The sequence below is a fragment of the Nannocystis sp. RBIL2 genome (assembly GCF_026626745.1).
Taxonomy (GTDB): Bacteria; Myxococcota_A; Polyangia; order Nannocystales; family Nannocystaceae; genus Nannocystis.
This window is the reverse complement of sequence record NZ_JAPNJW010000002.1, coordinates 4,378,448-4,399,364: the sequence shown is the minus strand read 5'-3', so window position 1 is coordinate 4,399,364 and position 20,917 is coordinate 4,378,448. Positions and strand designations below refer to the sequence as shown.

17 protein-coding genes are annotated in these 20,917 nt (G+C 71.9%); 8 read left to right on the top strand and 9 right to left on the bottom strand.

Going from position 1 to position 20,917, the window contains the following annotated elements; genetic code table 11:
* Positions 1-121: 121 nt before the first annotated feature.
* The 3 genes from OV090_RS42380 to OV090_RS42370 form a co-directional block, all read right to left on the bottom strand.
* Positions 122-1,693, bottom strand: coding sequence for a right-handed parallel beta-helix repeat-containing protein (locus OV090_RS42380; protein WP_267710586.1), 1,572 nt, complete (start codon positions 1,691-1,693; stop codon positions 122-124).
* A 209-nt stretch (positions 1,694-1,902) separates the two neighbouring features.
* Entirely contained in the window at positions 1,903-3,048 is a 1,146-nt protein-coding gene (locus OV090_RS42375) for a hypothetical protein (protein WP_267710585.1), read from the bottom strand.
* Between the two features lie 80 nt (positions 3,049-3,128).
* Positions 3,129-3,833 carry a glutathione S-transferase family protein gene (locus OV090_RS42370; RefSeq protein WP_267710584.1) on the bottom strand — a complete coding sequence of 235 codons (705 nt, stop codon included), beginning with the start codon at positions 3,831-3,833 and terminating at the stop codon, positions 3,129-3,131.
* Between the two features lie 174 nt (positions 3,834-4,007).
* On the opposite strand from OV090_RS42370, the gene OV090_RS42365 reads away from it, so the two are divergent.
* Positions 4,008-5,195, top strand: a complete 1,188-nt coding sequence (locus OV090_RS42365) for a sensor histidine kinase (RefSeq protein ID WP_267710583.1) — start codon at positions 4,008-4,010, stop codon at positions 5,193-5,195.
* Between the two features lie 56 nt (positions 5,196-5,251).
* On the opposite strand, the gene OV090_RS42360 is transcribed toward OV090_RS42365, so the two are convergent.
* The 4 genes from OV090_RS42360 to OV090_RS42345 all read right to left on the bottom strand — a co-directional run bounded on the left by OV090_RS42360 (position 5,252) and on the right by OV090_RS42345 (position 10,204).
* On the bottom strand, positions 5,252-6,139 hold the full coding sequence (locus OV090_RS42360; protein WP_267710582.1) for a hypothetical protein: 888 nt from the start codon (positions 6,137-6,139) through the stop codon (positions 5,252-5,254).
* Positions 6,140-6,253: 114 nt separating this feature from the next.
* Positions 6,254-6,514: a hypothetical protein gene (locus OV090_RS42355; protein WP_267710581.1), complete on the bottom strand. Its 261-nt coding sequence runs from the start codon at positions 6,512-6,514 to the stop codon at positions 6,254-6,256.
* Positions 6,515-6,636: 122 nt separating this feature from the next.
* Complete coding sequence (locus OV090_RS42350) at positions 6,637-8,082, bottom strand: DUF1552 domain-containing protein (RefSeq protein ID WP_267710580.1); 1,446 nt, start codon at positions 8,080-8,082, stop codon at positions 6,637-6,639.
* Positions 8,083-8,107: 25 nt separating this feature from the next.
* Positions 8,108-10,204 carry a DUF1588 domain-containing protein gene (locus OV090_RS42345; protein WP_267710579.1) on the bottom strand — a complete coding sequence of 699 codons (2,097 nt, stop codon included), beginning with the start codon at positions 10,202-10,204 and terminating at the stop codon, positions 8,108-8,110.
* A gap of 456 nt (positions 10,205-10,660) precedes the next feature.
* Between OV090_RS42345 and OV090_RS42340 the strand changes: the two genes are divergently transcribed.
* From OV090_RS42340 to OV090_RS42310, 7 genes are all read left to right on the top strand, one after another.
* Complete coding sequence (locus OV090_RS42340; protein WP_267710578.1) at positions 10,661-11,629, top strand: STAS domain-containing protein; 969 nt, start codon at positions 10,661-10,663, stop codon at positions 11,627-11,629.
* A 430-nt stretch (positions 11,630-12,059) separates the two neighbouring features.
* Positions 12,060-12,914 (top strand): hypothetical protein, encoded by an 855-nt coding sequence (locus OV090_RS42335; protein WP_267710577.1) that lies wholly within the window; start codon positions 12,060-12,062, stop codon positions 12,912-12,914.
* Positions 12,911-13,261, top strand: coding sequence for a hypothetical protein (locus OV090_RS42330; protein WP_267710576.1), 351 nt, complete (start codon positions 12,911-12,913; stop codon positions 13,259-13,261). Before OV090_RS42335 ends, OV090_RS42330 begins: the two co-directional genes overlap by 4 nt.
* Before the next feature lie 313 nt (positions 13,262-13,574).
* Positions 13,575-14,828 (top strand): hypothetical protein, encoded by a 1,254-nt coding sequence (locus OV090_RS42325; RefSeq protein ID WP_267710575.1) that lies wholly within the window; start codon positions 13,575-13,577, stop codon positions 14,826-14,828.
* A gap of 211 nt (positions 14,829-15,039) precedes the next feature.
* Positions 15,040-16,356: a serine/threonine-protein kinase gene (locus tag OV090_RS42320; protein ID WP_267710574.1), complete on the top strand. Its 1,317-nt coding sequence runs from the start codon at positions 15,040-15,042 to the stop codon at positions 16,354-16,356.
* A complete protein-coding gene (locus OV090_RS42315; protein ID WP_267710573.1) occupies positions 16,334-17,347 on the top strand; it encodes a hypothetical protein in 1,014 nt (337 codons plus the stop codon). The genes OV090_RS42320 and OV090_RS42315 overlap by 23 nt, the downstream gene beginning before the upstream one ends.
* Positions 17,348-17,355: 8 nt before the next feature.
* Entirely contained in the window at positions 17,356-18,258 is a 903-nt protein-coding gene (locus OV090_RS42310) for an SUMF1/EgtB/PvdO family nonheme iron enzyme (RefSeq protein WP_267710572.1), read from the top strand.
* Between the two features lie 77 nt (positions 18,259-18,335).
* On the opposite strand, the gene OV090_RS42305 is transcribed toward OV090_RS42310, so the two are convergent.
* Positions 18,336-20,153, bottom strand: coding sequence for a serine/threonine protein kinase (locus OV090_RS42305; RefSeq protein ID WP_267710571.1), 1,818 nt, complete (start codon positions 20,151-20,153; stop codon positions 18,336-18,338).
* The gene (locus tag OV090_RS42300; protein ID WP_267710570.1) at positions 20,150-20,893 is read right to left on the bottom strand and encodes an SMI1/KNR4 family protein; all 744 of its coding nucleotides are present in this window, start codon (positions 20,891-20,893) and stop codon (positions 20,150-20,152) included. Before OV090_RS42300 ends, OV090_RS42305 begins: the two co-directional genes overlap by 4 nt.
* Positions 20,894-20,917: the final 24 nt, after the last annotated feature.

Genomic DNA, 20,917 nt, shown 5'->3' with positions numbered 1-20,917 from the left:
CATGTCGTGAAAGACATGTCCGACGGGTTCGCCATGCGTGCGAGCGCCTCGAGGGCGGGGCCGTCGAGGCGCAGGTCTTCGTGTTGCGTCGCGTCGTCGCTCGCTTCGGGCATGCCCGAGGCTAGCGGCGGCGGCGGCGGGCGGTGAAGCCGAAGACCGCGAAGGCGGTCAGCAGCGCCCCGGGGCCGCCGCCGGCGTCGTTGCGGCAGCCGCAGCCGCCGTCGTCGTCGCCGGCCGAGCCGGTGGCGCTGTCGGTGTCGGTGGCGTCGCCGCCGGTCGCGTCGGTCGTGCCGAGGTTGCCCTCGGTGGTCGGCGCGGAGCCGGTGGTGCCGGTGTCGCCGTCGCTGGTGTCGGCGCCGGTGGTGGGGTCGTCCGTGGTGGGGCCGCCGGTGGTGGGGCCGTCGGAGGTCGGGCCGGCGGTCGTCTCCGGGTCGGGCGCGGTGGTCGAATCGTCGCCGGTGGTCGAGTCGCCGGTGGTCGAATCGCCGGTCTCCGATTCGTCGCCGGTGGTGTTCTCGTCGACGCCGAACTCGTAGGCGCCGATGTCGGGCGCGCCGACGACCGGGCGGTCCTCGGTCTGGCTCGGGTGCACGTACTGCGAATCGGGGATCAGCAGGGCGTCGAGGGCCTCCCCGCCGTCGATCCCGGGCGCGCCGTCCAGCAGGTGGTAATCGTAGCCGGAGCGGTCGACGAGGCCGGCGTCCTCGGTCTGCAGGTTGCCGAGGTCGACGATCTTGGTGTTGGGGTCGCCGGTCTTGATCGGGGTGCCGGGGCCGACGAACAGGTTGTTGTAGACGTTGACCTCGGTGCCGGCCTTGGCCTCGACGAACACCGCGGCGGGCGCACCGTCGTTGACGAAGGTGTTGTGGCTGACGAACAGGCGCAGGTCGGGGTTGGTGCCGCCCTCGCCCTTGTAGAAGACGATGCGGTACTTGTTCTCCGCCATCGGCCCCTTCTGGATCAGGTTGCCGATCACGTACGAGAGGCCGCCCTGCGGCAGGTCGATCAGCGCCGAGCCGTTGCCGTCGGCCTCCTCCATCAGGCGGTTGTAGACGATGTGGTTCTCGAGCGCGCGCGACTTGACCGCGTGGCCCGACTTGACGTGGTGCGAGTAATTGCCGCGGAACACGAACTTCGGTGCGGTGCCGATGTAGACGTTGTGCTCGTAGCCGGCCTCGCCGTTGTAGGCGAACTCGGAGTACTCGATCGTCATCAACCCGTCGCCGGCGAGGATGCCGTTCTGGTTGTCGTGGAAGTAGCAGTTGCGGACGGTCAGGTCGGTGCCCTGGGCGCGGATGCCGGCGCCGTTGTTGCCGTCGCCCTCGCTGATCTTCGAGCCCGAGAACTCGATGTTCTCGACGGTGACCGGGCCGACCCCGACTTCGACGACGAAGATGCCCTTCTTGTTGGGCGGGGGGACCGTGGCGCGCAGGTGCGGACGGGAGTCGCCGACGCCGCGGATCGTCAGGTCGCCGACCTTGATCGACGAGATGTCGTCGACGTACTCGCCCGGATCGATCTCGATGACGTCGCCGCTCTTGGCCGCCCCGACCGCTTCCTTCACGGTCTTGTACTGCTTGTCGGCGCCCACCGTCAGCGTGGCGGCCTGCGCCAGCGACGGCGCGAGCAGGCCGAAGACCGCGGCGAAGGTGACGGCGGTCGAAACGTGCGCGTAATTGAAAGAGGTACGCATGTTGTCAGTCTCCGGCCATTCGTGTGCCCGTCCCACCCGCCGACGTCAAGGGTCTCTCCGTTCGGGGAACGTGCGGCGCTCGCGGCCTGGGGTCCTTCCCTGAGGCTTTCTCGGCCCCAGGTGCGGCCGGCGAGAGGCGTCGGCGCGGGCGGGTTCGCTATGTCCCGAGAGACATGTCATATGTCCTCTGGGACATGTGTCCGCGGCGCTCAGTCGGCGCCGTACATCGCGCGCCAGACCGGCTCGAATACGTACACGTCGCCGTCCTTGGGCGACGAGCCGCCGGCCTGGGTCGAGCCGTGGCCGTCGCCGGTGGCGGCGGAGGTGACGAGGCGGTGCGAATCCATGTAGGGCGGGGCGGCGCCGTCGACGACGAACGGCTCGCCGGGCAGCATCATGTCGCTGAAGCTCTGCAGGTGGCCGGGGTGCTGCTCGTCGCCGGTGTGGGTGAAGCCCCAGAAGCGGTCGATCGGGGTCAGCGGGTCGCCCTTCAGCCAGGCCTGGTTGCTGTCGAGCGGGCCCGACAGCATGACCACGCGCTCGACCGCGCGGTTCATGCCGATCACGCCCGAGCTGCTGGCGCCGTGGGAGATCCCCGAGATCACGATCTCCGACCAGCGCGGCTTGCCGTCCTCGATGAAGTACTGCCAATCGCCGCCGGGGTGCAGCGCCTGCAGGTGCTCCAGCATCTTGACCACGCGCGTCTCGATGCTGTCGGGCGGCGGGATGGTGATGAAGTCGTGGTGGTCGACGCCCTCGAACGCCTCGAGGCGGCAGCCGCCGATGTCGTCGCCGCAGTTGCCGACGCCGTAGTCGCTGACGTAGCACGGGTGGATCACGTGGAAGCCCATGCGCGCGAGCACGACCCCGTGGGCCTGTGAGCCGCAGGTGGTCGGCGCGCCGGCGCCGTGCAGATAGACGACCAGGCGGCCCTGCAGCGGCGCCGTGGTGTCGAGCTCGGCGAGCTGGTTGCCGAGCGCGAGCGCGGCCGCCGGGTCGGCCTCGTTGGCCTTGAACGAGAACTCGAAGAGCTGCGGGTCGGACACGTCGACGTTCGGCCCGCTCGGCATGGCCTCGGTGGTGGTGCCGGTGGTGGTCGTGGTGTCGCCGCCGGTGGTGGTGACGATGCCGGTGGTCGGGGCGCCGGTGGTGCTCGTCGGCGCGCTCGAGCTCGAGGTCGTCGAAGTGGTGGTCGTGGTGGTGTCGTCGCCCTCGGTGGTCGCGGTCGAGGTGCCGGCGGTGTCCGGCGCGGAGGTCGAGCCCGTGGTCGTCGTCGTGTCGGTGGCGGTGTCGACGGCCTTACTGCTGCAGGCGGCGAGCAGCGCCGCCGCGCAGATCGATCGCGTGCGTGGCATGCGGCGAATATGCCAGAGATGGTCGGGCACGGGTGCGCGGCCATCGTCGTGGTCTCACCGAGTTCATGGCAGTGCGATCGTCACACTGCAATTGCGTACATCGGGCTGGTGCGGCCGAGGCCGCCGTGCAGGTCGCGCACGCGCTCGAGCCAAGCGACCACGGGATCGTCGCGCCCCAGCAGCGGCAGCGTCGCCACCGAGGCGGCCCATTGCAGGAGGCCCGCGGCGATGTAGTCGGCGTACCCCGCCCGCTCGCCGGTGAGGTACGGCTGGCCCTGGACCGTGAAGGTGAGGCGCAGCGGGTTCAAGGCCGCGCGCACGTCGGCGAGCCGCTCCTCACGCCCGGCCGCTGCGGCCTCGAGGCTACGGCCGAGCCACTGCTCGCGGCTCTCGCGGAAGTAGGCGCGATCTTCGGGCCGCGCGTGATCGTGAATGTCGAGCGCGAGCATCGGCATCAGCAGCGGCACGAGGGTGCCGAACAGCCACGACTCGGTGAATCGACAGAGGGCCCGCTCGGCTGGCCCTTCGAACAGGCGCGGGCGATCGGGGTAGCGGTCGTCGAGGTAGTCGGCGATGGCCCACGAGTCGGCGACGACGTGGCCGTCGTCGTCGAGGATCGGGACGGTCCGGTGCGCGCCGTCGTAGAGCCGCGGGATGGCGGTGAAGCCCTGCGGGCGCGTCTCGAACTCGAGGCCCTTGTGGGCCAGGGCCCACTTGCTGCGCCAGCAATACGGGCTGAGGCGGCGATCGTCGAGGCAGGCGAGGTCGTGGAGGATTCGTGGCACTGCGCGCCATGGTGGCGGAAGCGGCGACTGCGGACAAGCGCGGCGGCGCCGGCCTCGCCGGGCGCGCGGGGGCCGGTGGGCGGGCCGCAGTCTCGCCCGCGCGTCCGCGCGTCGGGGTCGTTCGCCGGGCGTTCGGTCGGCGCGCCGGCGAGCCTCCGCTACCCTGGCCGCACGATGCCGACGTGCTCGCAGCAGGCCCATGCGCTGGCCGATCGACTCGAGCGCGAACAGCAGGTGATCGTCGACCGCTGGCTGCGCCGCGTCCGGGCCGAGGGCGTGGCCGCGCGGCCGTTGCCGGCCCCGGAGTTGGTCGACCGCCTGCCGGAGTTCCTGGAGGAGCTGGCCGCGGCGCTGCGGCGCGGGGCGGAGGAGGATCCGTGCGGCGAGACCGACCCGCCGACGTCGACGGGGCGGGTGGCCCGCGATCACGGGACGCAGCGCTATCGCCACGGCTTCGACATCCGCGCGGTGGTCGACGAATACACGGTCCTGCTCGATGTCCTGTTCGACCTGTTCGCCGAGACCGAGCCGTGCCTCGACATCGGCGCCTCGCGCTTGCTGATCCACGCGGCGTCGACGGGGGTCGCCGCCGCGGTCGAGCAATTCTCGACGGAGCGCGAGGCCGACGTGCAGTCGGCCCAGGAGGCGCTGCTGAAGGCGCGCGAGTACGAGGAGCAGCTGATCGGCGTGGTGTCGCACGACCTGCGCAATCCGTTGACCATCATCACGCATTGTGCGGAGTTGATGCGGCGGACCGAGCACCTGCCGGCGCCGGTCTGTCGCCAGCTGCAGCGGCTGCGCGGCGCCACCGACCGGGCGATGCGGCTCATCGGCGACCTGCTGGACTTCACGCAGGCGCGCAACCAGGGCCGGATCTCCGTCAAGCCAGTGACCGTCGACCTGCGGCTGCTGCTGCGGGAGGTGATCGACGAGGCGATGCTGACGCATCCGGGCCGCACGATCGAGCGCGCCGGTGCGGACGAGCGGATGGTCGGTTGCTGGGACCCCGACCGCATCGCCCAGGTGCTGACGAACCTGCTGGACAACGCGCTCAAGTTCAGCCCGACGGATTCGCTGGTGCGGGTCGAGACGGAGCTGGCCCCCGACCGCGTGACCGTGGCGGTCCACAACCGCGGCGAGCCGATCGCGCCGGAGCGGCTCGGCTCGGTGTTCGAGCCGTTCCAGCGCGCCGACCCGGACGCGAACGCGAGGGTGTCGCTCGGGCTCGGTCTACACATTTCGCGGCAGCTCGCGCGGGCCCACGGGGGCGACCTCTCGGTCGAGTCGTCGCCGGAGGCCGGCACGCGCTTCACGCTGACGCTGCCGCGCGGGGTGCCGTTGCCGCCGCCGTCGCAGCCGTGAGCTCGGCTGCACACCTCCTCGGGATGCGAGTCGCGGTGGTCATTGCCGGCAGCGCTTCAGATCAGGGCGGCGCGCGGTCCTCGGGACGATTCCAGGGAGTCGTCGCGGGCATGTGCATCAGGACATGTCGTACAGGACATGTTTTTAAGTGCATCAAGGCAGGGAGCGACGACCTCGCGCCAGACCGCGGCGGCGATGGTGGCCTCTTCGCGGCGCGACAGGCGGCCCACGGGGGACAGGTCGAGCTCTTCGTCGCCGTCGAGGACAGGCGGGGGCGCGATCGAGGCGGCGAGGGTATCGCGGAGGTGCTCGCTCCCGGGCTGTGCGAGGGCCCAGCGCAGGGTCCGCCAGGCGAGCGCGGCGTGACGCAGCTCGTCTTCGGCGATCTCGCGCAGGACGGCCTGCAGGGCCGGATCGATGCAGCGCGCGGCGGCGCAGCCGGCGATCGCGGCAGCGATCGTCTCGCCGACGCAGCCGCCGGCGAACGTTTCGCGCACCACCGATTCGAGCGAACACGCCAGGTCCGCGGTCAGAGCCGCAGGGATCGGCCCGGGCCCGACGGCGTCGTCGCCGAGGTGCGCGACGACGGCGAACGAGCGCCGCGCATGCTCCACCTCGTCGGCCATCGCCGCGGCGGTGTCCGCGAGCAGCTCGGCGGGAGCTCCGAGCGCCAGCAGCTGCGCAGCGGAGCGCGCGAACGCGGCGATCGAGGCGTGCTCGTCGAGCGCGGCCGCGGTCCAGCGCGCGATCGCGGCCGCGCGCGCCGCGGGCGAGAGCTCGAGCGCGCCGAGCTGCAGCTCGGCGAGCCAGTCGCGCCGGGGCGTCGGGGCGGCGGTATGCGCTGTCCCGGCGAACACCAGCGGCCGTCCGTCACAGCCGCAGGCGTCGATTCGCACGGTGTAACAGCAGGACCCGTTCATCTCGCTGGGGCCACACAGCACCACGGTCGACCAGAAGCAGCACGGGTCGTCCTGGAGCGTGGACGCCAGCTCCTGTGCCTGCTCCGAGCTCTGACACGCGTCGTCGCAGGCGCCGCAGGAGAGGCCGGTCTTCGGGATTCAGAGGAGCCCCTGCGAATCGTCGGGGTCCGGCTCGCACAGATCCGGCACCGGGCCCGTCGTCGGCGCGCCGGGGCCCGTGCTCTCGACGATGTCGGTCGTCGCCTCGCCGGTGCTCGATGCGGCGGTGCTCGTGCCGGTCTCCGACTCGCTGCCCCCGACGGGTCGTTCCACGCAGCCCACGGTAGCGACCACTCCCAGCGCCTGCAGCAAGGTCGCGCGCAGGGGCCCAAGCTCGAGCCGCTCGCCCTCGTGTGTCATCGAGTCAGAGTAGAGGCCTCGGCGGCTCGCGTCCGGCGCGTGGGGCAGGCGAGGCTTTAGAGGGGTTGCGGACGGCCGTGGGCCCACGCGCCCCGGCGCGCCGGGGCGGCGGGTCGTGAGCGTCAGCCCCACACCTCGGCGAGCGGGCCCTCGGCGATCCGGGTGTCCGGGTCGTTGTGGCCGAAGTCGTCGGTCGGCACGCCGGCGCCGTGGAGCAGCGAGTTGAACAGGTTGGACGTCTGACGATTGTTCTCGTGGCCGCTCTTCGGGTAGGTGACGCTGCGGCCGTCGGTCTTGAAGCCCATGTTGTTGCCGCCGAGCAGCAGCATGGCCCACTCCTCGGCGTTCGAATGGTGCTGCTCGCCGTTGTCGGACATGTAGAGCAGGAGGGTGTTGTCGAGCATGGTGCCGCCCTGCTCGGGGTGCGCGGCCAGGGTCCGGGCCATGCGTGCCATCTCGGCGACGCCGCGGCTGGTGACCTCGTGCAGCACCTCGTGGAACTCGGGGCTCTCGCCGTGGCGGAGGTCGTGGCCGCCGAGCACCTGCTGGCCGGGGTAGAGGTCGACGAGGCTCGGGTATTGCAGCGACCAGTAGTAGGCGCCGGCGCCGAACGTGATGACTGCGACGTTGGTGAGGCCGGCCAGCAGCGAGGCGGTGGCGATGTCGGACTGCAGGCGCAATTGCTCGAGCGGGTCGTCCGAGGCGTAGGGATCGGGGTCGGACTCGCCGGGCCCGAGCGGCTTGACGGCCTGCAGCGCGCCCTTCATCCCGACGATCTGGTCGTTGCGCGCCAGCATGGTCAGCAGCGAGGCCTCGTAGGTCTCGAGCTTGGCGCGGCCGCGCTTCGAGCCGCTGAAGGTCTTGAGCTCGCGGCTCACGTCCTCGAGCGCGAACTCCAGCAGTTGCTTGCGCGTCTCGAACTCCTCGCCGGCCTGGCCGGAGGCGACCGAGCCGAACAGCGAGGCGAACGAGGCCGCGGGGCTGAGCAACACCGGCGCCGGCTTGCCGGCGTCGAAGGCACAGCTGGCGTAGTTGAGCGGGGTGGTGGCCGCGCCGACGCCGATCCGGATGGCGTCGAACGGGGTGTTGCCGCGGACCTCGGGGATCGCCGACAGCACCGTCTCGATGGTCGGCCCGGCCGGCCCACCTGCGGCCCGCGAGGCGCTGAGCGCCCCATGGTCGGTCGAGTGGCCGCCGCCGACGTAGGTCGCAGACAATCCGAGCACCAGGCAGGCGCGCTCGACCAAAGAGATGTCGTCGTCGACGCCGGCCAGGGCGCCGAGCGAGCGCGCCTCGCTGAGCGGCGCCGCGGGGACGAGGACAGGGTCGTCGTGGCCGTAGTCGCGGTTGCTCTCGATCGGCTTGTCGGCGTAGCCCTGCAGCGTCTCGAGCGTCAGCGGGTCGCGCACGCAGGCGGGGCGGATGCCGTTGCCCTCGAGGAAGATGACGACGCGGCGCGGATCGCCGTCGGCCGCGCGGCTGCGCCGACCGGTCAGCGCGGCGCCGCCGAACAGGCCGGCGCCGGTCAGCAGACCCGCGGTGGTGAGGAAGTTACGACGTGTGAACATGGCAGGGTCTCCGGATCGTCGCCGCTCACTCGGGCACGCGGTACTGGAAGCTGTCGCTGTTGAACAAGGCGATCAGCAGCTCGCTGAACGCGCCGCCGCTCTCGTCGTAAGCGGTCTCCATGGCCACCAGGGTGCAGCCGTCGTGCATCGTCTCCTCGCGGCCGGCGAAGAAGCGGAAGGCCTGGCGCATGAAGCAGCGCTTGGCGTACTTCGAGCCGGCGAGGCGGGTGCTGAGGTCGATGGCGCTGGTGACCGCGCCGTCGAGCTCGGGCGCCGGCATGTTGGCGAGCACGCTGGAGCCGTTCGGCGGGCCGCCGTGATCCTCGACGCGGAGGAAGCCGGCGTGGTTGTAGATCTCGAACGGATAGCCCAGCGGGTTCATCATCTGATGGCAGCCGTTGCAGTACGGGTCGGCGTCGATCTGCTCGGAGATCCGCTGGCGCGCCGACTGCTCGCGCGACGCCTCGGTCAGCATGGCGGCGACGTTGAGCGGCAGGTCCGGGATGTTCTGGCACAGGAGCTCCTCGCGGATCCACTTGCCGCGGTGGACCAGGTTGGGGTCGTTCTCGAACGACAGCGAGTGCGCGCCGAGCCACGCCGGGTGGGTGAGCACGCCGGCGCGCTCGCCCTCCGGCAGCTGCTTCCAGCGGGCCTCGCGGGTCGTCGGGGTGACGCCCTGGACGTTGTAGACGCGGTTCATCTCGGCGGTCGACTTCCAGATCGAGCTCTCGCCCTCCTGATAGCCGCCGGTGCCCGGGGTGTAGAACATCCGCGAGGTCAGCAATTGGCCGTAGACGTCCTGGTCGCCGGCGACGATGCGCGCGATCATGTCGTCGAGCTGGGTGACGAGGGTGTTCTCGTAGCCGTAGATGCCGCTGACCGTGTTCTGGTAGCTGAACTCGACCTCGCCGCCCATCCACGCGGAGGTCTTGGCGACCTCGACCTTCTCCGGCTTGTCGGCGAGGCCGCCGTAGTCGAGCCATTCGCGGAAGAAGGCGCGCACGCCGGTGGCCATCCAATACTCGCCCTGGTTCTCCCACCAGCGGCCGTCGTGCGGCTCGAACAGGAGGTCGCGGCGCTCCTCGTCGAGGCCGCCGAAGTGGGCGCGCACCAGAGTGGCGACCACCTCGGGGTCCTTGATCGTGCCGTCGGCGGCGGCGTCGAGGAGGTCGCCGAGGTCGCCGTCGATGTCGCCCTTGGTGAAGCCGGCCTCGTAGGTGCGATTGACGCTGGGGACGCCGGCGGGGGACCGCGTCAGCGCGTAGGCGATCGCCTGCGCCAGCTCCCAGTCGCCGAGGCGCAGGCGGCCGTGCTCGTCGGGCTGGCCCTCGCCGAGCTCGGGCCGGTGCAGCGCGCCCGCGGTCATCCACGCGGCGGCGGCGATCCGCTTGATCGTCGCCGGCCGCGACTCGACCCCGGCCTCGGCCGCCAGCACCGACTGGGCGAACTCGCGGAGGGCCGCGAATTGTTCGTCGTCGACCGGGCGATAGACCGCGCCGAATTCGAGGTAGCGGCGGACGAAGTAATCGACGCACTCGGGGGCGGGCGCGGCGTCACTGAGGAAGCACTGACACTCGGGATCTTCGATCACGGTGCGCACGCGGCCGACGTCCCATTTGCCGACCGTCCACGAGGTGCCCGAGCCGCCGACGACGTCGAGGTAGAGCGAGAGGACGCTGGGGTCGAGCGCCTCGTCGTCGCTGTAGGTCGAGTAGCGGTGGGCGGCCCGCGGGTACAGCGGGTTGTTGGCGAGGTCGGTGCCGGACCAGGTGCCGACGCTGCGGGTCCACTCCTGGCGGTCGAGCAGGCGCAGGTCGGCGGGCGGCAGGGCCGGGCGGTCGTCGCAGGTGAAAAGGGCGTTCTGATCGAGCGCGTTGCCGGACGGCTCGCCGGGGGGCTCGCCGGTGTCGCCGGTGTCGCCGGTATCACCCGTCGCGCCGGTGCCGCTCGAGGTGGGGCCGGGACCGCTGGCGCCGGTGGTCGGGACGTCGGTGCCGGTGGCCGTGCTCGCGGCCGTGTCGCCGGTCGTGCTCGGGTCGCCCTGGGTGGCGACATCGCCGCCTTGCGGGCAGCCGAGCGCGACCATCACCGGCAAGAGCAGCGTGCGCTGGATCGTCGACATGGTGGGCACGAAAGCGACACTATCACGCGCTTCGGCGCGGGATCGGCGAGGCGCGCGGCGAGGCCGGGAGTTTTGCCGAGGGTCGCGGCTCCCGTGGGCGAGATGCTGAGGCGTTGCCGCGCGGCGGCGCCCGGCGATGACGACCTCTGCGCGCAGGCCAGTGCTCACATTCGGGCGCGCCCGCGCGCGCGGGCAGGGCCGCGATTCGTGAACTACGATGATACGTGTTTCGCGACGGGCGCCGCGAATGATGACAGCAAGACGGGGCATTCGTGGGGTGTCGTCGGCGGGGCTGCGTGAACCGCCGTTCATGGTCGGCCGGCGAGCCCGCGCGGGCGGGTCTGGGCGGGGCGCCGGCTGGGCGGCCGCGCGGCGGCCTGGTGACTTCGCGCAACGGTCGACCGCAACGGCGGGCACGTGCCCGCGCGCGGCTCGGCTATCGTCCGCGCCACACCCATGGAAGAGACCGCGACCGCCGCCCGTCTGCGCGCCGAGAACGACGAACTCCGGGCCCGCGTCGCCCGGCTCGAGCGCGAGGCCGTCGAGGCGCAGCGCGCGACCGAGGAGCGGCTGAAGCTGGCAGCGGCGCTCGAGATCATCTTCCGCGGGATGCCCGACCTGTTCTTCCAGCTGCGCCTCGACGGCACGATCACGCACTTTCTCGCCAGCCCGACGACGCCGCTGTTCGTGGGGCCGGAGTTCTTCCTCGGCAAGCGCATGCAGGACGTGCTGCCGCCGGAGGTCGGGGCGCAGTTCGAGGCGACGTTCGCGATCGCGGCGGGCCCGGCAGGCAAGGCCCGCCTCGAGTACGCGCTCGACATGGGCGGCGAGACCGAGTGGTACGAGGCGCGGGTGATCCGGGTCGGCGAGGACGGACTCATCAAGGTGGTCCGCAACATCACCGAGCAGCGGCGCGACCGCGAGGCGGTGCTGCGCCTCAACGCCGAGCTCGAGGCCCGCGTGGCCGAGCGGACTGCCGCGCTCGAGGTCGCGGCGGCCGAGCACGTGGGGCTGCAGCAGCAGGTGATCGAGGCCCAGCGGGCGACGCTGCTGGCGCTGTCGACCCCGCTGGTGCCGATCGCCCGCCACGTGGTGGCGGTGCCGCTGGTCGGCGACGTCGACGCCGACCGCGCCGGCCGCCTGCTCGAGGCGATCCTCGAGGGCGTGCAGGCGCGGCGGGCCGCGTTCGTGCTGCTCGACGTCACCGGGGTGCCGCGGGTCGACGAGGTGGCTGCGCGGGCGCTGGCCGACGTGACCCGCGCGGTGCGGCTGCTCGGCGCGGAGCTGGTGCTGACGGGCATCAAGCCGGAGGTGGCGCGGATGCTCGTCGATCTCGGGGCCGACTTCGGCGGGGCGCAGACGCTGCCCAGCCTCGAGCACGGGATCGCGTACGCGATGCGGTCGGCGCCGGCGCGTAAAAAGTGAGAGTGTGGTGATTCCGTCGATCGATGGCGCGCCGATCACCCGGAGGCCATGGCCGCCGCCAGCGTCGAAGTTCCTCGTGGCGACGAACGATCATCCGTCGTCCATCCGGGCGAGGGTCCAATCGCTGTACCAGTCCGGGGAATAGATCGAACTCCAGGCGCCGCTGGACCTGGTCTGTCTCGCCCTTCTGCCTCCCCGAGCCGGCGAAGGCGTGTAAGCTAGGGTGCCCGCTGTGCTCGCTCGTCCCCTCGTCGCGCTCCTCGTCGTCGCTTGCTCCGGTTCGCCGGCGCGGGTCGGTGCGCCGGAACCGATGGGCGATGCGACGGCCGCGGCGAGTGCTCCCGCAGCCGGGGCCGATTGCCGTGATCGCGGGACCGCCGCGGAAGGCATCGCTCCCCTCGCGTTCCCCTCCGCGCCAGCGGCCCATCCCGTGAGCCCCGACGCCCCCGGGCGCGCGGCGTTCGCCACGTTGGCGGCGTGGTACGCCGATCGCCGAGAATATCCGGACGTGACGCGGCTCGTGGCGGAGCTCGCAGGTCGAGACGCTGCGCGCAGCGGTCAGCGTCTCGCCGCGCTCATCCGGCAGGCGGGGGCGGACCGGCGACTCGGACGCAAGCGTGCCCCGATCTGGGGCGGATCCGGCGACATCGACGCGTTGCTCGTGCACCTCGCGCGCGAGCTCGCAGACAAGGCGAGCGGCGATCCGGCGCTGCCGGTCGTCGAGGCGCTGCTCGCGGAGCCGCTCGTCGAGGGTGAGGCCGCGGCGCTGGCGATCCTGCGGCGCTCGCCGACCCCCGCGGCGGACGCGATCCTCGCCGAGATCGTCGCTACACCGGCCACGCGTTCGCACGCGGCGCTGGTCGAGGCGATCGAGCAGGCCCACGCACGCGGTCTGGCGAGCGCAGCGATCGCGCGACTCGTCGATCATCCACATCCGGGCGTGCGAGCGTCCGCGCGGTCGGCGTGCGGCCGCGTGGGCAAGGCGGCGACCGCTCGGCCCGACGCGGCGACCTCCGTGAGGACGTGGACGGGCCCCGCGCTGGAGCGTGCGGCCACGCGGGTATGGCCACCGCGGCCGCCAGGCGCGGTCTGGACGCGCGTGACGGTCGACGCGGACGGCGCGGGCGCGGCGACGACGAGGACCCATGTCGGCTGGCTTTTGGGCCAGGACGAGACGTCCCTGCGGATCTTGACCTGGCACGCGACCGTCGAGCGCGTCGAGCGGTCGCGGGCGGTGCGGTCCGACGGAGACCTGACCGACGCGATCGACGATTGCGCCAGATGACCGCCCGGCAGTGGCAGCAGCCGGGCGGCGTGAGCTACTGGCAGGCGTCCGTGCCGGCGCAGCAGCTCCCCACGATCCAGCCGTTCGCCGAGCTCATGCGCCTGCGCTTGACCGCGGATGAGCTGCCGTGGCTCGCCGACGCCTCCTACATGCGTATCGTCAGCCACTGGCGAGACTTCGCCCCCGAGCGGGAATTGCATCGATCGTCCTGGGCGCTCGCGGTCGTCGTCAACGAGGCGCTGGGCGTCGACATCGTCGACGTCTCGCGCCTCGCCTCGCTCGACGAGTCCGGCCGCACCGCCGAGCTCGCGCGCATCGCCGCTGTCATCGCCGCTCATCGCCGCTGACGCGCAGTTCCGCAGGCTCGTGTCGTATGCGGTCAGTACGCCGCAAGGCATGGGAGACTTTATGTGGGAGTATGGGGATTCGTCGGATCGGCGATTCGTCGCTCGCGGCGCGAGCAATCGCCGCAGTCCGGTGATTCGCGGGTGAGGACGGCCGCGGGGAGGGGGCGCGGGCGCGCGGCCGTAGCTCGGCCGGTGTCGCGTGCAAGGACCTCGAGGGCGCCGGGCGGAGCGGTGCGGAGGTCGGCATCGAGGCGGGGAATACTCGCAGGAGCGGCCCGGTTGGACGGCCATGCTTCGAGAGCCTCGTGGATGGGTGCGTCGTTCGGCCGTGGCGTGGGTCGTCGGTGCGGGTGTGTTCGCAGTGACGGGCCAGGCGCTCGCGGTCGACGAATCGCTCGAAGTGCGGGTGCGCTACTCGATCCTCGACGAGCAGGGCGAACCGCTGCGGACGCTCGACGACGGCGAGCGCGAGCGCTTCGTCAACCGCGCCCGCTGCGAGTGCGGGGTGCCGATCCAGGCCGAGCTGCAGGCCGACGGCGGAGTGGGCACGGCGGCGCGGACGATCCTCGGGTTCGTCGGCAACCGCTGCGCCGGGCGCGAGGCGGCGGAGGGGCGCAACGGGCTGTGTAGCGTGCTGCTCGCGGAGCCGGCGGCGGTGTTCCGGGAGGGCTTCTCGGCGCTGTTCCACCCGGCTTTTTTGAACAGCTATGTCGCCTCGACCCAGCGCGAAGTCGGGTCGCCGTACACGACTCTGGCGCGCGGCTGCGAGGGCGAGGGCCAGGGCGGGGTGTGGCTGTGCGACCCGCAGGCCGACGGGGCGGAGGGCTGTCAGGAGGATGAATTCGTGTACGACGCCGAGGTCGCGGGCGAGCCGCTGCGCTACGACTTCGAGCCGCCGTACGAGCTGCCGTACGACCTGCGGGCCGAGCCGCGGGCGGGCGGGGTGCTCCTCAGCTGGAGCTCGCCCGGTTCGCAGGACATCGCCGGCTTCCGCGTGGTGTGCGAGACGGAGTGGCAATACGGGCCGGAGCTGTCGTTCCCGGCGCCGGCGCGCGACGAGGCGGCCGACGGCACGAGCTACTACACGGTCGACAGCGTGTGCGGCGGAGAGCCGCACAGTCTGGTGAAGGTCGCCGAGGACGGCCTCGGCATCTGCGGCGACGGACACGTCGATCCGGGCGAGGAGTGCGACGAGGGCGACCAGAACTCCGACGAGGGCCTGTGCAGCGATTCGTGCGAGCTGTGCGTGAGCCCGCAGATGCAGCGGCTCGACTGGAGCCGCGTGTGCAGCGACTTCATCGCCCCCGACCAGACGTCGGTGTTCATCACGGGGCTCGACCCCGACCAGTTCTATCACTTCGCGCTGGTCGCCCACGACGCGGCCGGCAATGCGCGGGCGCTGGGCCAGCTGGCCTCGGAGGCGCCGTACGTGGCGTGGGACGCGGACGTGGGCGACGACGCGGGCATGTTCGGCTGCAGCGTCGGTCCGAAAGGACATGGCTCATGGGTCATGTCCATGGGGCTGTGCAGCTTGCTGGGGTGGATCGGTCGGCGGCGCCGGCGGTAGCGAATCGGGGTAAACCTCGACGCGGCCGGCGGCCGGGGCCTGAAATGCGGCCAGGGCTCCGCGAGGCGGGTATTGCGCGCGAACCGGCCCGCGGGCCGCATGGTGCTGTCGCGTCCGCTCCGCCGCCCCGAGCGTGCCTTCACAGGCCGATCGGGCCCGGCGGTGCGCCGCGCCCGGTCGACCCCACCGGCTCCAGCAGTACGTTTGCCGCGTGGCCGGGCACGAAGCAGGCACGATCGTCGCGGGGCGTTACCGCCTGGGGCGCGTATTGGCGCAGGGCGGGATGGGCAGCATCTGGGTGGCCCGTCACCTTCAGCTCGATGTCGACGTCGCGCTGAAGTTCATGGCGCCGGAGCTCGCCGATTCGGCGGAGCTGCGGGCCCGCTTCGAGCGCGAGGCGAAGGCCGCGGCCATGCTGAAGAGCCCGCACGCGGTGCAGGTCCACGACTACGGGATCGAGGATGGCGCGCCCTACATCGTGATGGAGCTGCTCGAGGGCGAGGACCTGGCGACCCGGCTCGCGCGCGAGCGGCGGCTGTCGCTGGCGGCGACGCGGCGGATCGTCGAGGACGTGGGCAAGGCGCTGCGCCGGGCGCACGAGATCGGCCTCATCCATCGCGATATGAAGCCGGCCAACGTTTTTCTCGCGCGCCAAGCCGGCGACGAGGTGGTGAAGATCCTGGACTTCGGGATCGCCAAGTCCACGGGTGTCATCGACGCCGACCAGCCGACCCACGCCGACGCGGTGCTCGGCTCGCCGCGGTACATGAGCCCGGAGCAGGTCCGCAGCAGCACGCAGGTCGATCTCCGCACGGACCTGTGGTCGCTCGGCGTCATCGCGTTTCGCTGCCTCACCGGCAAGCTGCCGTTCCGCGACGGCGAGATCGGCGACGTGTTCGTGTCGATCTGCACTGCGCCGATCCCCCGCGCCTCGGAGGTCGCGCCCGACCTCGGCCCCGAGGTCGATCGCTTCTTCGCGCGCGCCCTGGCCCGGCCGCTCGAGGAGCGGTTCCAGAGCGCGACGGAGCTGGTCGAGGCGTTCGCGGCCCTGCCGGGCGCGGGCGAATCGGCGGCCCTGCTGGCCGCGGGCGAGCGCGCGCCGAGCCGCCGACCCGGCGCCGACGGCAGTCACAGCGCGGCCGAATTCCTGCCGACGCTGCCCGCGAGCGGGACCCTGGCGGAGGCCTCCGGGGGAGGGTCCGGGTCTCGCCTGCGAGTCGCATTATTCGTGGTCGGGGGATTGTCGGTGATCGGGCTGGTGGCCGCCCTGGTTTGGGGGGTCTCGCCTCCGGTCGCGCAGCCCCCGGCGGCGGAGCCAATCGCAGCACCGACGAACGTCGCGCCTGCGCCTCCGGCGCCATTGCCTGCACCAGCCTCTGCCGATTCGCCGCATCCTCCGCCCCAGTCCGCTCCGCAGCCACCTGCGCCGGCGCCGGCGGCGAAGCCGGCGCAGTCGACCCATAAATCGCGGCGCACGGGCGGCGCCTCGCGTCCGAAACGAAGCGATGATCTCCTCGACCAGATGTGAATCGATCCGGCGGCGCGGGCTGACTGCGGCCTTCGCGTGCGTGTTCTGCCTGGCGGACGTGGGCCCGGCTGCGGCCGCGCCTGCGAGCGGCGACAAGGCGGCCGCCGAGGCGCTGTTCAAGGAGGGCCGCGCCCGGGTCGAGGCCGGCGACGACGCCGGCGGCTGCCCGAAATTCGTCGACAGCATGGCGCTGTATCCGTCGACGGGCACGGCGCTGAATCTGGCCAAATGCCACGAGCGCGCGGGCAAGCTGGCGTCGGCGTGGGCGGCCTATCAGGCGGCGATCGAGCACAATGAGGAGACCCGGGACGCGCGCCGGCGCAAGGGCCTGGAGGCGCTCGCGCGTGAGGGGATCGCCGCGCTCGAGCCGCGGCTGCCGCGGCTGCGCGTGGTCGTCGAGGACGCGCCGGCCGAGGTGGTGATCACGCGCGACGGACAGCCGGTCCAGGAGAGCGAGCTGGGCGAGGCGGTGCCGATCGATCCGGGGCAGCACGAGATCGGGGCCAGCGCGCCGGGGCATCAGCCGCTGCGGCGATCGGTCGAGCTCGTCGAGGGCAAGACCGAGACAGTGACCTTGAAGCTGGCGCTGGTGCACGTCGAGGCGGCCGACGCGAAGGATCGCAAGAAGCGCGGCAAGGTGCCGGCGTGGGCGTGGGCCACCGGCGGGGTGGGGCTGGGGCTGATGGGGGCTTCGGTGTACTTCCTCGTCGACAACCGGGCAGCGGTCGCCGACTTGAAGGCGCATTGTCAGGACGTCCCGGGCGGGACCTATTGCGAACCAGGTTACGACTTCGCGGCCGACAACGCGCGCAAGAACCGCGACCTCGGGCTCTTCATCGGTCTCGGCACAGTGGGCCTGGCGGCGGTGACCGTGGCGATCGTGGAGATCGCGCGGTCGAAGGCAGGCAAGCGGAGAGCCGCGCGGACGGCGACTGCGACGCCGTGGCTGTCGCCAGGCGCGGGCGGGCTCGGCGTCGTGGGGAGGTTTTAAAGAATATTATGACCAAGCGAATCGCTTGTGCCGTGGTCGCGCTGTCGGCGGGGTGCTTTCCCGACGTGGAGCCGAACGTGCTGGCGTTGCCGCATTGCGAGGGGGTGGAGCCGGCTTGCGGCGCGGCGGGTGATGACGATTGCTGCGCGAGCGGGGCGGTCGCAGGCGGCGGGTTCGACCGCGTGAACGACCCGGCCCTGCCGGCGACGGTGGCGAACTTCGAGCTCGACCGCTACGAGGTCACTGTCGGCCGGTTCCGCCAGTTCGTCGCCGATTACCCGCGCAACCGGCCGGTGCCGGGGGCGGGGGCTCACCCGCGCATCGACGGCAGCGGCTGGCAGGCGGAGTGGGACGCGATGCTGCCGGAGGACGCGGCCGCCCTGCAGGTGTCGCTGCAGTGCGACCCGAACTTCCGCACGTGGACCGACGCGCCGGGCGACAAGGAGATGGCGCCGATCAACTGCGTCTCGTGGTACCTGGCGTTCGCGTTCTGCGCGTGGGACGAGGGCCGGCTGCCGACCGAGACGGAGTGGAACTACGCGGCCGCCGGCGGTAACGAGCAGCGACAGTTCCCGTGGGGCTCCGAGCCGGCCGATGATTCGCGCGCGAACTTCGGCTGCGACACTGCGGTCGACGCGTGCCTGCTGCCGACCGTCGGCTCGACGCCGGCGGGCGACGGCAAATGGGGGCACTCCGATCTCGCCGGCAACGTCGCAGAATGGGTGCTGGACTATCACGGGACGATGGGTCCGATGTGTCGCGACTGCGCGATCCTCAAGGACGAGACATTCGGCCGCGAGGCCCGCGGCGGCGATTTTTCGCATCCTGAAGATCAACTCGCGACGAGCTCCCGCCTCGGCTTCGCGGCGGATGCCGGACAGACGTTCCTCGGGTTCCGCTGCGCTCGCTGATTTCTTTTCGTTTAAAAATGAGAATGGGCCTGTCCTTTGGGGCAGGCGATCGGTCACCGCGCTGGCTGCGGCGATCGCTACGACCGCAGGAAGATCAGCAGGGCGACGAAGGCGAGGGCCAGGGAGATCAGGCAGAACAGCGCGGGCCAGAACAGCTGGGACCTGCGCGCGGCTGGAGGTGCCGCGGCGGGGGCGGGGGCTGCGGGGACTGGACGATTCGCTACTGCGGCGGGGCGGGGGTCTCGCGCCATGAGGACGGTGCGGTCGTCGTCGTCGCTGCGCACGATCGCCGGGGACGGCTCACGTGGAGCGAGGACTGGGCGCGGGGGAGAGGGCTCCGCTGCGGACAGGACGAGCGTCGGGTCCGCTGATTGCGCGCGGGTCGGCAAGACCTCCGTACGATCGATGCGATCGGCGAATGTCTTGTCGACGGGATCGTCCGTCGTCGGCGTGGTGGTCGCTGTCGGCCCGACCTCGGTACGGTCGGCGAGGGTCGCGTCGGCGCGCTCGACCAGCTTCGACATCGAGGGTCGATTCGTCGCAAGGGGCTCGGTTCGCTCGACCTCGGTCGCGCCGATTCGTACGACCTCGGGCGTCGCGGGTCGATTCCTCGGCAGCGCCTTGGTCTGCTCGCCTGCGGGCGCGTCGGGACGGGCGATCGCTGCCGGCGCCGTGGAGCGGTTCGCCGTCAGGATTTCGGTTCGCTCGACTTCAACCGCGCGGGCATGATCGATCTTCGGGGCGGGGGCCTCGAGCGTGTCGGCATGATCGACCTCCGGCGCGAGCGATCGATTCGGCGTCGGGGCCTCGAGTCGTTCGGACGTGGGCGCGTCGATGCTCGGGGAGGCCGTCGTCACCGATCGTTGATGCGTCGCCGGTACCTCAGTTTTTGGGGTCTCGCTCGCACCGACGTTCGGCGGTGGCGAGCCTCGGCCCGAGGCGGATGGCAGGCTGACGATCGTCGTGCGATCTTCGGCGCTCTCCGGGAGTTCGCCGTGTTGCGTCGGCTCGTCGTCTTCGGCGGTCGGCGGCGACGGTGCGGCGGAGGTCCGCGGCGTCAGGCCGGGTGAGCGGCGGATCAGCGCGAGGTGACGCGCCAGCTCGGCGGCATCTTGAAACCGCTGCGAGGGCTGCGGCGCGAGGGCGCGGACGATCAGCGCCTCGACTTGCGAGGGCAGCGGCGTCGCGGAGGCGAGCGCCGAGGGGCGGGGCGCTGCGCGCTGGGACGTGACCGCGCGCGCGGCTTTGAAGGCGGTCGGGCCGGTGAATGGATGCACGCCGGTCGTCAGCTCGAACAGCAGCACGCCGAGAGTGAACACGTCCGAGCTCGGATCGCCGGGGGCGCCGGCGAGCTGCTCCGGGGCGCGGTACTCGGCGACCACGCCGTGCTCGTCGGCGGGCACCGGTTGCACGCCGAGCTCGGCGATGCCGAAGTCGAGGACCCGGACCTCGTCGTCGGCAGTGACGCGGATGTTGCCGGGCTTGAGGGCGCGATGGGCAGCGCCGGTGGCCGCGGCGAGGGCGGACAGGGCGTCCGTGCAGGCGTGGACGATGGCGAGCGCGCGCTGCCACGAGAGGGGGCCCGCGCGGCGTCGCAGCTCGGCGAGGTCCTCGCCGGCGATCCGTTCGCCGGCGAGGAACGGCGGGCTCTCGGACGTGCCGATCTGGATCCGCGGCAGCGCGACCGCGGGATGGTCCACGCTGGTCGCGGTGCGGAGCAGGGTCGCCAGGCGAGTCAGTTTGTCGGCGGCGATCGGCGCGACGTCGAGGACCTTGACGACGACCTCGCGGCGGGTCTGTCGGTCGTGGGCGGCGAACACCTCGCCGAGCCCGCCGCTGCCGAGCCGCGCGCGCAGCTCGAATCGATTCGCCAGAGTGTCTCCGATCGCGCTCACGCATCACCTGCCGCGTCGAGGTTGTCGCGGAGGATCTCGAGGAAGTGTTGCCCGACGCGAGCAGTGTCGGCGCCGACCGCGATCTCGAGCCGCAGCATGTTCGGCGGCACCTCGAGCAGCACCGACAGGTCGGCGCGCTCGAGGGTGTGCAGGCCCGGCTGCGACGGCAGGGCGGGCGCCAGGCCGAGCCGCTCGCAGATCGCCGCGGCCTCGTCGATGCACCGCGGGTTCGCGGGGTCGACGACCTCCTCCTGCCGGAACGAACGCCTGCCCACCGCGCCGAACAGGAACGCGTGCCGCTGCAGCAGGGCCGTCCACGCGCGCGCGACGACGTGGGCCCGTGCCTCGTGAAATGCGTCGGGGTCGCCCTCGTCCTCGAATTTGACGACGGGGGGGTCGTCCGGATCGCCGCGCTGCAGATCGAGGAACCAGTCCTCGCAGATGTCGCGGCCGATGCCGAGGTCGAGGCCGATCTTGAAATAGCGGTCGGTCGGATACGCGGGCGGTGTGGACCGGAGATGCGGCCACAGCTCGGAGGCGCGGCAGTCGGCGATGGGCAGCGCCGAGAAGCTGCCGGTCGAGCCGCCCATCGCCCGCAGGAACTCGAGGTATGCGCGCGGCAGCGGCCGCGGGCACAGCTCGGCGAGCCTGTCGATGTCGTCGGAGGTGGCGCCGCGGATCTGGGCGGGCAGGTCGGGCACGCGGGCGGTGAGGAAGGCGAAGATCGCGGAGAACGACATGGGGGCACCAGCTCAGGAGGCGGG

Coding starts and splice junctions, on each gene's coding strand:
- OV090_RS42365 (WP_267710583.1), top strand. CDS start 4,008: ATGCCGACGTGCTCGCAGCAGGCCCATGCGCTGGCCGATCGACTCGAG.
- OV090_RS42300 (WP_267710570.1), bottom strand. CDS start 20,893: ATGTCGTTCTCCGCGATCTTCGCCTTCCTCACCGCCCGCGTGCCCGAC.
- OV090_RS42330 (WP_267710576.1), top strand. CDS start 12,911: ATGACCGCCCGGCAGTGGCAGCAGCCGGGCGGCGTGAGCTACTGGCAG.
- OV090_RS42315 (WP_267710573.1), top strand. CDS start 16,334: ATGATCTCCTCGACCAGATGTGAATCGATCCGGCGGCGCGGGCTGACT.
- OV090_RS42340 (WP_267710578.1), top strand. CDS start 10,661: ATGGAAGAGACCGCGACCGCCGCCCGTCTGCGCGCCGAGAACGACGAA.
- OV090_RS42345 (WP_267710579.1), bottom strand. CDS start 10,204: ATGTCGACGATCCAGCGCACGCTGCTCTTGCCGGTGATGGTCGCGCTC.
- OV090_RS42355 (WP_267710581.1), bottom strand. CDS start 6,514: ATGACACACGAGGGCGAGCGGCTCGAGCTTGGGCCCCTGCGCGCGACC.
- OV090_RS42310 (WP_267710572.1), top strand. CDS start 17,356: ATGACCAAGCGAATCGCTTGTGCCGTGGTCGCGCTGTCGGCGGGGTGC.
- OV090_RS42375 (WP_267710585.1), bottom strand. CDS start 3,048: ATGCCACGCACGCGATCGATCTGCGCGGCGGCGCTGCTCGCCGCCTGC.
- OV090_RS42380 (WP_267710586.1), bottom strand. CDS start 1,693: ATGCGTACCTCTTTCAATTACGCGCACGTTTCGACCGCCGTCACCTTC.
- OV090_RS42350 (WP_267710580.1), bottom strand. CDS start 8,082: ATGTTCACACGTCGTAACTTCCTCACCACCGCGGGTCTGCTGACCGGC.